This window comes from Kribbella hippodromi (genome assembly GCF_039531045.1).
Lineage (GTDB): Bacteria > Actinomycetota > Actinomycetes > Propionibacteriales > Kribbellaceae > Kribbella > Kribbella hippodromi.
Window position 1 is genome coordinate 124,197 of sequence record NZ_BAAAPH010000008.1, and the last position, 12,465, is coordinate 136,661.

Annotated in this window: 12 protein-coding genes; 6 read left to right on the forward strand and 6 right to left on the reverse strand. The window is 66.9% G+C overall.

Going from position 1 to position 12,465, the window contains the following annotated elements; genetic code table 11:
* Positions 1-102 precede the first annotated feature (102 nt).
* Complete coding sequence (locus tag ABD260_RS14535) at positions 103-408, reverse strand: metal-sensitive transcriptional regulator (RefSeq protein ID WP_425553340.1); 306 nt, start codon at positions 406-408, stop codon at positions 103-105.
* A gap of 228 nt (positions 409-636) precedes the next feature.
* Here ABD260_RS14535 and ABD260_RS14540 point away from each other — a divergent pair, with 228 nt between their 5' ends.
* From ABD260_RS14540 to ABD260_RS14550, 3 genes are read left to right on the forward strand one after another with little or no spacing between them, the layout of a single operon-like run.
* Complete coding sequence (locus ABD260_RS14540) at positions 637-1,377, forward strand: ABC transporter ATP-binding protein (RefSeq protein ID WP_344234015.1); 741 nt, start codon at positions 637-639, stop codon at positions 1,375-1,377.
* Positions 1,344-1,559, forward strand: coding sequence for a hypothetical protein (locus ABD260_RS14545; RefSeq protein ID WP_344234016.1), 216 nt, complete (start codon positions 1,344-1,346; stop codon positions 1,557-1,559). Before ABD260_RS14540 ends, ABD260_RS14545 begins: the two co-directional genes overlap by 34 nt.
* Positions 1,556-2,548 (forward strand): ABC transporter permease, encoded by a 993-nt coding sequence (locus ABD260_RS14550; protein WP_344234017.1) that lies wholly within the window; start codon positions 1,556-1,558, stop codon positions 2,546-2,548. Before ABD260_RS14545 ends, ABD260_RS14550 begins: the two co-directional genes overlap by 4 nt.
* Positions 2,549-3,452: 904 nt before the next feature.
* On the opposite strand, the gene ABD260_RS14555 is transcribed toward ABD260_RS14550, so the two are convergent.
* Positions 3,453-5,945, reverse strand: coding sequence for a YfhO family protein (locus tag ABD260_RS14555; protein WP_344234018.1), 2,493 nt, complete (start codon positions 5,943-5,945; stop codon positions 3,453-3,455).
* 93 nt (positions 5,946-6,038) lie between these two features.
* On the opposite strand from ABD260_RS14555, the gene ABD260_RS14560 reads away from it, so the two are divergent.
* Positions 6,039-7,031 (forward strand): glycosyltransferase family 2 protein, encoded by a 993-nt coding sequence (locus ABD260_RS14560; protein WP_344234019.1) that lies wholly within the window; start codon positions 6,039-6,041, stop codon positions 7,029-7,031.
* Between the two features lie 16 nt (positions 7,032-7,047).
* Here the strand turns inward: ABD260_RS14560 and ABD260_RS14565 are convergent, their stop codons facing one another.
* A complete protein-coding gene (locus ABD260_RS14565) occupies positions 7,048-8,124 on the reverse strand; it encodes an ABC transporter ATP-binding protein (RefSeq protein ID WP_344234020.1) in 1,077 nt (358 codons plus the stop codon).
* Between the two features lie 240 nt (positions 8,125-8,364).
* Here ABD260_RS14565 and ABD260_RS14570 point away from each other — a divergent pair, with 240 nt between their 5' ends.
* On the forward strand, positions 8,365-9,396 hold the full coding sequence (locus ABD260_RS14570) for a LacI family DNA-binding transcriptional regulator (protein ID WP_344234021.1): 1,032 nt from the start codon (positions 8,365-8,367) through the stop codon (positions 9,394-9,396).
* A 68-nt stretch (positions 9,397-9,464) separates the two neighbouring features.
* Here the strand turns inward: ABD260_RS14570 and snpA are convergent, their stop codons facing one another.
* Positions 9,465-10,148, reverse strand: a complete 684-nt coding sequence (gene snpA / locus ABD260_RS14575; RefSeq protein ID WP_344234022.1) for a snapalysin — start codon at positions 10,146-10,148, stop codon at positions 9,465-9,467.
* A 163-nt stretch (positions 10,149-10,311) separates the two neighbouring features.
* Positions 10,312-11,193, reverse strand: a complete 882-nt coding sequence (locus ABD260_RS14580; RefSeq protein WP_344234023.1) for an alpha/beta fold hydrolase — start codon at positions 11,191-11,193, stop codon at positions 10,312-10,314.
* Positions 11,194-11,245: 52 nt separating this feature from the next.
* On the opposite strand from ABD260_RS14580, the gene ABD260_RS14585 reads away from it, so the two are divergent.
* Positions 11,246-11,878: a TetR/AcrR family transcriptional regulator gene (locus tag ABD260_RS14585; RefSeq protein ID WP_344234024.1), complete on the forward strand. Its 633-nt coding sequence runs from the start codon at positions 11,246-11,248 to the stop codon at positions 11,876-11,878.
* A gap of 33 nt (positions 11,879-11,911) precedes the next feature.
* On the opposite strand, the gene soxR is transcribed toward ABD260_RS14585, so the two are convergent.
* On the reverse strand, positions 11,912-12,388 hold the full coding sequence (soxR, locus tag ABD260_RS14590; protein WP_344234025.1) for a redox-sensitive transcriptional activator SoxR: 477 nt from the start codon (positions 12,386-12,388) through the stop codon (positions 11,912-11,914).
* Positions 12,389-12,465: the final 77 nt, after the last annotated feature.

Sequence of the window (12,465 nt, forward strand, 5' to 3'; positions counted from 1 at the left end):
TTGTGAGTGCTGCGCTACTACGGGTGCTGCAGGTGGTTCGGTGTTTCGGGGTGCAGCGGGTGCGAGTACTGCGGGGTGGTGCTGTGTTTCTGGTGGTGGGGATCAGCTGCGGACGAGGCGGGCGATGGCGTCCGAGGCTTCGCGGACCTTCTCCTGCGCCTCCGGACCACCACGCTGTGCGGCCTCGACCACGCAGTGCGCGAGGTGCTCCTCCAGCAGCTCCAGCGAGAACGACTGCAACGCCTTGGTAGCCGCGGACACCTGAGTCAGGACGTCGATGCAGTACTTGTCCTCCTCGACCATCCGCTGCAGCCCACGAATCTGCCCCTCGATCCGCCGCAACCGCTTCAAGTGACTGGTCTTCTCAGCGGTGTAACCGTGCACCTCGGCCGCTTCATCGGTGGTCATCTGGCGCTCCTCTTTCCCTCTAACTACCCCTAGGGGGTATCTCCACGTCCAATAAGTTACCCCCTATGGGTATCCCACGCAAGCCCCCACCCATACCTGGTGGGGGTATTTCACCGACTGTGCTCCACCCCACGCTTCCGGCGACGGCCGCGTAGCGTGCGTGGGGTTTCACTGCAGGTGAACAAACCTGGCACGCTGTGCGTCTGCTGTCTGATGAAAGGGGTGGTGATGACAGAAGCGGCCATCAGTACGCGTGGGCTGCGTAAGACCTACCGGACCCGCCGCGGCCGCAAGGTGGTTGCGGTGCAGGGCCTCGACCTGGATGTCCCGACCGGCGGTGTGCACGGATTCCTCGGCCCTAACGGTTCAGGAAAGACAACCTCGATCCGGATGCTGCTCGGACTCGTCCGCGCCGACGCCGGCACGATGACGGTGTTCGGCAAACCGGTTCCGGCGCGGCTTCCGGAGGTGGTTGGCAGGGTGGGCGCGATTGTGGAGTCGCCGAAGTTCTTCCCGGCGTTCACCGGCCGGAAGAACCTTCAGCTTCTGGCCGAGGCGATCGACGTGCCGCGTACGAAAGTCGACGAGGTACTCGAGCAAACGTCCCTGGGCGACCGGGGTGACGACAAGTTCCGGGCGTACTCGCTGGGCATGAAGCAGCGCCTGGCGATCGCCGCGACCTTGCTCAAGGAACCGGACCTGCTGATCTTCGACGAGCCGACCAACGGCCTCGACCCGGCGGGTATCCGGGAGATCCGCGAAACCATGCGCGGTCTCGGCGACCAAGGCCGGACGGTACTGGTCAGCAGCCACATCCTGGCCGAGGTCGAGCAGGTGGCCGACACCGTGTCGATCATCGGTCACGGCCGCCTCCTCGCCAGTGGAACGGTGGCCGAGGTGATCGGCACCGGCACGGCGGCAACGGTAAGGTTGCCGTGGACAACCACGAAGCAGCGACCAGAATCCTGACCGCGGCCGGCCTGAACGTACGCAAAGACGGCCACTACCTGTTCGTTGACGGCGCCAACGATCCGGCCGATGTGACCCGGAGGCTCGCCCATCAGGAGCTGTACGTGTCCGAGCTGATCCCGGTCCGCGCTGACCTGGAGTCGGTCTTCCTCGAGCTGACCGCCGGGGAGGGATTGAATTGATCCGCCTCACCAAGGTCGAGCTCCGCCGCCTCACCGCGCGCCGGCTGACCGTGATCGGCATCGCCGGCCTGTTCGTGATCACCGTCATGCTGCTCGTCGGTACGTGGCTCAACGCCCGCCCGCTGTCCGCGAGCGCGCAACAGGAAGCCCAGCAGCAGTACCAGATGGCGCACAAGGACTGGGTCGAGCACGCCGCCGACAACCTGAAGCAGTGCGCGGCGGATTGGAAAACCCAGCCGGACCCGAAACCCAAGCTCGAGGAGATGTGCGCCAACCCGGAGCCCAAGCCCGGTGACTTCGGCAAACCGGCGACGGTGTTCACCGAGGTGATGCCGGGGCTGCTGCAGGGTTCGGCGTACTTCCTCGCCTTCGCGGCGTTCCTGATCGGGGCCAGCTTCATCGGTGCCGAGTTCGGTTCCGGTGCCATCGGCAACTGGATGACGTTCGAGCCACGCCGGCTCCGGGTGTACGGCAGCAAGCTGGCCGCGGCGGCGACGGGGTTCGTACCGATCGCGACTGTTGTCCTGGGCATCATCCTGCTCGGTACGTTCCTGATCATCGACCAGCTCGGTGACACGTCGTCGGCGACCGCCAAGGCGTGGGGCGATCTCAGTGCGACGGCCGGCCGGGCAGTACTGACAACCGCGCTGGCTGCGGCGATCGGCAGTGTCACCGGGCTGCTGCTCCGGCACACCGCGGCCGCGATCGGGGTGGTGATGGGGTACCTCGTCCTGGCCGAGGGCGTGTTCGGATCGTTCCTGGAGAAGGCACAGCCCTGGCTGGTGCGGCTCAACTTCGACGCCTTCGTTCGCCATGACGCGCACTACTACGTGACCGAGTGCAAGACAGCCTCCGACGGCGGCTACATCTGCGACGCGATCCAGAAAACGCTCACGTTCGAGCACGGCGCCTGGTACCTGGCGATCCTGACCGTACTAGCAGTGCTACTCGGCGCCTGGGTCTTCCACCACCGCGACATCAACTCCTGAAGCACTATCGCGACCTCAACTAGCAGCCCGCCGCCGTCGTACCGCGCCGACCAGTAAGAACCCCAGCGTGAGTACGGCGGTGTCGTTCAGCGGTGAGAGGAAATGAGGCTCTTGTGCCTGATGTGGGTCACTCGCTCGTCGGGGTGTTGGGGGAGCCTTTTGCTGGAATAGCGCCAGAAAGGCTCCTGCCCGGCGCTGAAAAGGCTCCTTTGACGATGCAGTGTCTGCTATGGGGGCGGAGTGGGTGGCTGGGTTTGTGGGGCGGGTGGACAGGACGTGTGCGTTGGGTGGGTAGTGCACTTGAGCGTGAAGGGGCCGGGGTGTACGGCGTCTCGGGGGTGCACTACCTGTCGAGCTGCCGATTGTCCGATGTGGGCCGGCCGGGTGCGGCCGCGGTGCAGGGTCGGTGCCTCAGACTGCCGGAGTGCGGGCAACTGCCGGAGCGCGAACAGTCGGCGGGGCCTTGAACAGCTGAGCAGGTGTCCACACCCTCCACGGAACGTTCACGCTCCACCGGAAGCCTCGACAACCTCTTGAAGGGTTGCCGGATACCCAAGTCATGGTTGAGGTTCTCTCCACACTCACCGACGGCGGCCGCAGACCACCCGTCCCGCCCGAACCCGACCCACACACCAAGCACAAGAGCCGGAAGTGAGCAGCATCTGCAACCGATGGGCACGGGTTGCTTGCGATCATGTGTGTGGGCGTAGCGCGCTGGGCGCATCCACTCGTCACCACGATCGGTTGATGGAGCGCCCGCTTAGCAGGCACGCGAGCGGCAACTTGCCACTCGGTGACAGCCGGTTTGTTCCGGCGCCAGCCGGGGTGGGTGGGAGCAGGTGGAGCGGGGGCGGTGAGGAGCGCAGCGACGAGGCAAGCACCTGCGTAGCACATCTCGTCGAAATCAACCCGTAGTACGCCGCCGTCGTAGTGCGCCGAGCAATACGATTCCGAGGGTGAGTGCGGCGGCGGCCGCGCCGATTGCCAGTCCTCGGCGCAGGCCGGCGGGTACGAACGTACAGTCGACGCTCTTTGCCGTGCTGGTGAGCTGCACCGCCATCAACCCGCCGAAGTTCCGCGGGACCTGCCCTTTCGCGCCATCCACCGAACAAGCCCACCCGTCGAGCTTCGGGACCGAGAGCACCGCCCAGCCCCTGCTGCCGGGCCGCAGCGTCGCGTGGATCGAGTGGCCACCGGCCTGTACGTCGGTCGCACCGGTCGCCCGCAGGTCCTTGACCGCGGCGGCGAGCGCCTTCACGTCCAGGCAGCCGATCGCGTTCTTCGGCGGGATGCCCTGCGGGGCCTCGCCGAAGTTGACCTCGATCACCAGCGCACCCGAGGCCGGTACCGCGCCGAGCCCGATCATCGCGCTGCTGGTGTTGATACCCGGCCGCCGCGTCGAGCTCAGCTCCTGCCACGTACCGCCCGGCTGCCGCGCCCGGCCGCCGACGCGGGGCATGAACAAGTACGCGCTCGTCCCCGGCGTGCATTCCGCGGCCAGCTTCACATCACCCGTCGCGAGCCGCGTGCCCTTGTACTCCGGCACCTCGTACACCTTGGAACCGAGCAGTTGCTCCTGAGCGGCGTACGGGTTGGGCGCACTGCTGTCGGTATCGGCCGGTGGCGCCGCGAGCCGGTGATGGACCGTCACGAGAGGTGGCGCCACGGACCGGCTGATGTGCGGCGTGCCGTCGCCCGCGGGCCGCATCCGCGCACCGACCGCGAAGATCGCATCGGTCACCGGGTTGTCCAGGGTGCGCGACGCCCGCCCGTACCCGGACCAGCCGAAGCCGAGGCCGGTCAGCATCTGATTGGTGGTGGACGGCAACAGACTGCTGTACAGACCGGCGCCCTGCCCACCGAGCAGCATCGGGTCGTTGGGCGTGAGGGTCGTACCCGGCTCGGTCCGGTACTTCGGCCAGTCGCCCGCCGCGCGGATCGCGTTCAGCTGCTCGGTCTCCTTGCCGGTCCAGGCCGGCGCGGACGGGGTGAGTGACTTGGCCCGGTACTCGTCGGTGATCATCGCGGTCCAAGTCGTCTCCACCGCCACCACCGCAAGTACGACCGCGAACGCGGCCGCCACGGGCAGCTTGAGCGACCCAGGCTTCCGGCGCAGCAGCCAAATGGTGCCGAACGCAACCAAAGTGACGACTCCGGACACGATCAGCACGAACATCGAATGGCGGGTCAGCAGCCGGCTGCCGTCGGACAGAAAGGCGATCACGGCCAGCAGCGCACCGCCGCCGAGCAACGCGATCGGGTCCGGCAGGCGATGCGCGACCGCCACCCACGCGGCCGCGACCAGCAGGCCGCACAGCACGAACGCCTCGCGGTACTGGCTGCCGTTCGGGGTGTCGAACGCGTGCCAGAACTCCTGCGTCGGCGCCCACCGGAACGACATCGCCACGCCGACGAGGGTGATCACCCAGATCACCCTGCTCCGCCACGGCACGAACCGGTTGAACGGCAACGTCAGCGCGAGCAGCAGCGCGACAGTGCCGACGTACAGGCTCGCGGTCTTCCCGACGCCCTCCGACAGCGGCAGCAACCGGGACAGGAAGATGTCCAGCGCGGACGGGTGGAAGATCCCGGACGGCGACGGCGTTGCGGCCCGGTTCGCGGTGATGATCGGTAGCAGGATGGGCGCGACCAGGGCCATGCCGAGCGCGAACGAGATGCCGTGCCGGATGACCGACCGGAGGCGCAGCGACCAGCTCAGGTCACTGGTGAGCAGCCGGGCCAGCAGGTAGATCCCACCCGCGAACGTTGCCATGTAGGCGGTGTAGAAGTTGGACAGCCAGAAGACGGCGACCACGAGCACGCTGAGCAGCCGGTTCGTACGCCGCAGCGACCACTCCGCCACCAGGAAGAACATCGGCAGGGCGATGAGCCCGTCCAGCCACATCGGGACGTACGATCCGTCGTCGAGAGCCCAGCCGCAGACGCCGTACGAGATGCCCAAACTGGCCGCAACCCACCGGGGGCCCGGACGCATCGTGAGAAGTGTGACTGCCATCGCGGCGGCGGCGAGGCCGAGTTTGAGAGTGGTGATGACGTAGACGGCGAGGTCGACCTGATCGCGGGGGAACAGTCCGACCAGCAGTGACAGCGGGCTGCCGAGATCGACGCCGGCATCGGCCAGGAAGCCGACGCCGAACGCGCTCTGCCAGTTGAAAAGAAAGTCACCTTGGGCCCGTCCGTGCAGGACGTCCCAGAGGTGGGCGAAGAAGGGGATGTACTGCGTGCCAAGATCGTTGGTACTGCGGGACAGCGAGCCGAAGGGATAGGTACCGCGGATGATGCCGGAGGCGGTGAACACCGCCGCCACCACGACGAACGCGACGACGGCAGGCAACAGCGCCGATCGCCGGCGGACAGTACCGTCCTCGGAACCCATTGGCCGCCCCTTCGTTCCGCTGCTTGGCTCGCTCAAGCTAGCGAATGATTTTGGTATAGACAAGAATCGCATCACAGTCGGTACACAGGGCGGATGGGGACAGCGATGCGGTTGAGTCTGGTGGTGCCGTGTTACAACGAGATCGAGGTCATCACCCGGTTCCATCAGGCAGTGAGCCGCGACCTGGCCGCCACCGGCCGTCCGTACGAGATCGTGTACGTCGACGACGGCAGCGTTGATGGGACGCTCGAGGCCCTGGTTGGGTTGGCAGCCGGCGACGAATCGGTCCGGTACCTGTCCTTCAGCCGCAACTTCGGCAAGGAGGCGGCGATGCTCGCGGGCCTCCGGTACGCGTCCGGTGACGCCGTGGTGATCATGGACGCCGACCTGCAGCACCCGCCGGAGCTGATCGGCCGGATGCTCGCCGAGTACGAGCGCGGCTTCGACCAGGTCATCGCCCGGCGTACCCGCACCGGCGACCCGGCCACCCGGACCTTGTTCGCGCGGGCGTACTACTGGCTGATCAACAAGTGGGCCGATGTGGAACTGATGGACGGCGTCGGCGACTTCCGGCTGCTGTCCCGGCGCGCGGTCGACGGCCTGCTCGAGCTGAACGAGTACAACCGGTTCTCGAAGGGCCTGTTCGCCTGGATCGGTTTCGAGTCGATCCTGTTCGAGTACGAGAACGTGAAGCCACCGCCGGACCGGAAGAGCCGCTGGACCTTCCGCCGGCTGCTCGAGTACGGGCTGGACGGGCTGCTGTCCTTCAACAACAAGCCGCTGCGGCTGGCGATCTACGTCGGGCTGCTGCTTACCGCGGTCGCCGCCGGGTACGCGATCTGGGTGATCGTGGCGGCGATCCTGCACGGCGTCGAGATGCCCGGGTACGTGACCCTGATCGCGGCCATCACCGGGCTCGGCGGCCTGCAGATGGTGATGCTCGGGGTGATCGGCGAGTACATCGGCCGGATCTACTACGAGGCCAAGAAGCGCCCGCACTACCTGCTCAAGCAGACCAACATGGACCCGGCGCACCGCTTGGAAAAGCCACCGGCCCCCGGTGGCAGAACCACCAGGGGCCGGTAACGAACTACTGGCCTGATCAGACCGTCAACCGCTCCTCGGTCGAGGTCGAGAACAGGTGCAGCTTGTCCGGCAGCGCCGCGAGCCGGACCGTGGAGCCCTTCTCGACGACCTGGCGGGCGTCGATCCGGGCGACGATCTGCTGGTTCTCACCGTGCTCGGCGGTGCCGTACAGGTACGCGTCCGCGCCGAGCTCCTCGACCACGGCGACCTTCACCGGCAGGCCCTCGTCGGCGACCTTGAAGGCCTCCGGGCGAACGCCGACGGTCAGGGTCTTGTCGCTGCCGGCCTTGGCCAGCACGTCGCGCGCGATCGGGATGGTGTAGTCGCCGACCTTGGCGCCACCGTCGGTGATGTCGGCCTCGATCAGGTTCATCGCCGGCGAACCGATGAAGCCCGCGACGAACTTGTTCTTCGGGTTGTCGTACAGGTTCAGCGGGGTGTCGACCTGCTGCAGCAGACCGTCCTTGAGCACCGCGACCCGGTCGCCCATCGTCATGGCCTCGATCTGGTCGTGGGTCACGTAGACGGTGGTGACCCCGAGGCGCTGCTGCAGCTCGGCGATCTGGGTACGGGTCTGGACCCGCAGCTTGGCGTCGAGGTTCGACAGCGGCTCGTCCATCAGGAAGACCTGCGGGTTACGCACGATCGCGCGGCCCATCGCGACCCGCTGACGCTGACCACCGGACAGCGCCTTCGGCTTGCGGTCCAGGTACTCCTCCAGGCCGAGCAGCTTGGCGGCCTCGAGGACGCGCTTGGCCCGGTCCTCCTTGGAGACACCCTGCATCTTCAGCGCGAAGCCCATGTTGTCGGCGACCGACATGTGCGGGTACAGCGCGTAGTTCTGGAACACCATCGCGATGTCCCGCTCTTTCGGCGGACGGTGCGTGACGTCGCGGTCGCCGATGTAGATCGAACCCTCGTTGACCTCTTCGAGGCCGGCGAGCATCCGGAGCGAGGTGGACTTGCCGCAACCCGAGGGGCCGACGAGCACCATGAACTCGCCGTCCTCGATCTCGAGGTTGAGCTTGTCGACGGCGGGCTTGTCGCCGCCCGGGTAGATCCGGGTTGCCGCCTTGAATGACACAGTGGCCATGACTGTACTTCCCTTCACCGGCAGGAACGTGCCGGACGATCCGAGTAAAGGCACCCCCAGGCGGGGGAGTGCGCCCATCCTCGCCTGGCCGGCAGCTCCTGACAAGGCATCCGGGGTGTGATGTGTCCATTCTGTTCACGGACTGGACACCTCTGTGCAGAAATCGCCTCATCTGGGCGTTCTGCAAGTTCTTGCAGGATCTTGCTGAAATGTCAGCGGCAGCTCGGTACAGTGCCGGGCGTGAGTAGCGGCGCGGGCGGGCGGGCACGGCTGGCGGACATCGCGGCCAAGGCGGGGGTCAGCGAGGCGACGGTGTCCCGGGTACTGAACGGGAAGCCGGGTGTCGCCGACGACACCAAGCAGTCGGTGCTGACGGCGCTCGACGTGCTCGGCTTCGAGCGGCCGTCGCGGTTGCGGCGCCGGTCCGCGGGCCTGATCGGGCTGGTGATGCCGGAGCTGATCAACCCGATCTTCCCGGCGTTCGCCCAGGTGATCGAGTCGGCGTTGTCGCAGCGCGGTTTCACCCCGGTGCTGTGTACGCAGTCACCGTCCGGTGCGACCGAGGAGGAGTACGTCGAGATGCTGCTCGAGCGCGGCGTCTCCGGGATCATCTTCGTCTCCGGGCTGCACGCCGACACCGGCGCGGATCACGGGCGGTACCAGGCGCTGGTCGAGCGGCGGCTGCCGGTGGTGTTCGTGAACGGCTGGTTGCCGGAAGTGGAGGCACCGTTCGTCTCATCGGACGAGTACGCCGCGATGGAACTCGCCGTTTCGCATTTGGTTGCCCTTGGCCACCGCCGGATCGGGTTCGCGTCCGGGCCGGAGCGGTTCCTGGTGGTGCAGCGGAAGCTGGCCGGGTACCGGACGTCGATGAAGGCGCAGCTCGGGCTGACCGACGACGACCTCGAACCGCTGGTGGCGTTGAGCATGTTCGGCGTCGAGGGTGGCGAAGCAGCCGGCCGGCAGTTGCTGGACGCCGGCGTCACGGGTGTCGTGTGCGGCTCCGACATGATGGCGCTCGGCGTCATTCGTGCGGCCCGCCAGCGCGGTCTGGCCGTACCCGGCGAGGTTTCGGTGGTCGGCTACGACGATGCGCCGATGATGGAGTTCACCGATCCGCCGATGACCACGATCCGGCAGCCCGTACAAGCCATGGGCCTGGCCGCCGTCCAAGCCCTGCTCGAAGAGGTCCGCGGCCACGCCACGCCCCACACCGAGTTCCTCTTCCGCCCCGAACTGGTCGTCCGCGGCTCCACCGGCCCGGCCGTCTGACCCACGCTTTGGGTACCCACCACGCATTTTCAGAGCGGATTTCTGCGTGGTGGGTACCCAAAGCCGGCTTACTTGGCGGTGTGGAAGGCGGCTGCGGGGAGCGAGGTCTTGCCGTTGGCCCAGAGTTGGTTGACCTTTGAGCGTTCGGTGGAGTTCGGGTAGGCGTTGGTGCAGGACGGGCCGGGGCCGCCGCCGGACATCAGCTCGGAGCACGGGCCGGAGTAGTGGTCGGGGAGACCGAGGACATGGCCGGTCTCGTGCGCGACGATGCGGGTCTTGTCGTACTGCTGGGACTGCGCGTAGTCGATGAAGATGTACCCGCTGCCGTGGCCATCGGTGGACGCGTACGAACCGCGCGAATCGTTGCCCTCGGTGTAGTAGAAGTCGTAGTTGCTGCCCTCGGCGAGCTTCACGTTGCTCACCGACGAGTTCCAGATCGACGTGCTGGAAGCGATCTGGGACCGGAAGGTCGGTGCGTCGACGGCGTACGTGACGGTGACCGCGGTGACCTTGCGGCCGCTCTTCGCCTGCTGCGCGAACTTGGCGCGGGCGGACTTCATCACCGCGTCGTAGAACGCCTTGGTGGCGGCTTCGTCCTGGGGCGAGCCGACGTACGCGGCGCGGGTGGCGGTGGTGGAGACATTCGGGCTGGTGGCCGGCGCGGCAGTCGAGGGGGACGCTGCGAACGCGGGCACGGCCAGCGCGGCAGCGGCGAGCGCTGCGAAGCTGGACAGGATACGACGATGCGACATGGAGGCCTCACTCCGAAATCGGTGGCGGAAAGCGACGGGCGGATTACCGATCGCCACCATCGGATCGTCGCAAGCGGGCCCGATTTCCGCACCCCATCACCCGAAAACCTGGGGATAACCCGCGCGGCAGGCTGCCGGTTCTATGCCGGACATAACCGTCTGGTTATGGGTTCAGGAAGGTCCGCAGGTCTGCCGCGATCCGGTCCGGGTACTCGCCGTTGATCGCGTGCGACGCGTCCGGGTAGAACGCCACGGTCTTCGTACGCAGCGCGGTTTCGGCGGTACGCCGCGCCGTCGCCGGATCATGCATCACCGAACGGCCGGCGATGATCGCGAGTACGGGCATCGGCAGCTCGGCCAGTTGCTGCTCGGTGATGCGGCGCGGTGGTGGCTGGCGGATCGTGTAGTTCTTCATGCCGGACTCGATCATGTCCGCGATCGGGACCCGCTCCACCGGTTTGCCGCCGGCTGTGTACGAGTTGAAGCTGTCCCGCCACGAACGCGGCAGCCATTTGATCGCGGCCGGCAGCGACCGCACGATGGCGGCGAACGGGATGCCGTCGTACACGTTGACCGCGTCCACGGTGGTGACCGTCGCGATCCGGTCCGGGCGGCGAACGGCGAGGTTCATCGCGGTCCAGCCGCCGATGGACAGGCCGAGCAGGTTGAACCGCTGCTCGGGCAGGCCCGCGAGGGTTTGGTCCAGCCAGGCGGCTTTGTCTTCGTCGCTGGTGATCGGTTCGGTTTGGACGCTCATGCCTGGTTCGCCGAGGAGATCGAGGGCGTACACATCGGTGATCGTGAGCAGTGACTCCAGGTTGTCGGCCCACACTGGCGTACCGGATGAGGTGCCGGGGAGCAGGACGAGTGGGTCCAGGCCGGTCGCGCTGCTTTTGAACCGGTAGGTGCGGACCGTTCCGTAGGCGGTCTGGATGTCGTAGGTCGCGTCCGGGGCGGGCACGTCTTGCATCGCGGCGTCGTACTTGGCGCGGTAGTCGTGGTAGCCGGCCGGACTGTTCCAGTTCCCGAGGCGCTTCTTCGGCATGACCTCTCCTAACCGATCGGTAAGTGATCCGACCATACGGTAAGTTGAGGCCATGCCGTCAGCGCGGGGCCGGAATCTCACCTTCACCGAGGAAGCCCGCCGGGCGCAGTTGATCCACGTCACGATCCAGCTGGTCGCCACCCACGGGTACGCCGCGACGTCCCTCGGCCGGATCGCGGAAAGCGCCGGCATCACGAAGGCGGGCGTGCTGTATCACTTCGCGTCCAAACAGGCGCTGGTCGAGGCCGCACATGCGCACGTCCTGTCAGCGCTGGTCGCCGAGGTCGGCGCCGCCGTAGAAACCGCCGGCCCAGCGGACGCACCCGCCGCCTACATCCGCACGATGATCACCCACCTCCACAACCACCCCCACCACGTCCGCACCCTGATAGAAGCAGCCACCTCCACCCAGGTGAACTCTCGGGAAGAGCGGTCGGCCTCACCATCCACCTCCGCTCAGGCGGTGGGTGATGCTGAGGAGCGTTGGCGGGTGGTGGCTGGGTTGTTGGAGGCGGCCCGGGATGCCCGGGGGATTGCCGGGGAGCTGGATCTGCGATCGGCAGCTTTGGTACTGGGTGGTGGGATCGACTCGATCGTGGCCGAATCACTCCGCGACCCCACGTACGACCCATCCACCGCCGCCGAACTACTGATCAACCTGGTGGAAACCGGCCTACTGTCCTGAGCGGCCGGGGTGCCACGGCTGGCTCCAGCCGGTTCAGGCTTCGCCGGGGATGCCGACGTTGAGCAGCCGCGCACCAGGTCCGCGGGTGGAGAGCCGGTCCTCCTTGTTGTAGAGGTTGCACCGCTGCAGACTCAGGCAGCCGCACCCGATACAGGTGTCGAGATCGTCGCGCAGGCGCTCCAGTTCAGCGATCCGATCGTCCAGGCGACTACGCCAGGACTTGGAAAGCTTGCTCCAGTCAGCACGAGTCGGCGTACGGTCCTCGGGCAACGAATCCAGCGCCGACTTGATCTCGGCAAGTGCGAGACCGACGCGCTGCGCCGCCTGCACGAACGCGATCCGCCGCAAAGTGCTGCGCTGGTACTGGCGCTGGTTGCCGGCCGTACGCCGCGACCCGATCAACCCCTGGTCCTCGTAGAAGCGCAACGCCGACGCCGCCACCCCGGACCGCTGCGCGATTTCGCCGATCGAGAGCCAGTGCTCCTTGCTCGGGACGTTCTCCTCTCCCATACCGTCACCCTAAATCCCCACTCCAAAAACTCAACCACGCTTGAGGTGAGGGCAGGACGGCCGTCGGCACCGGTCTG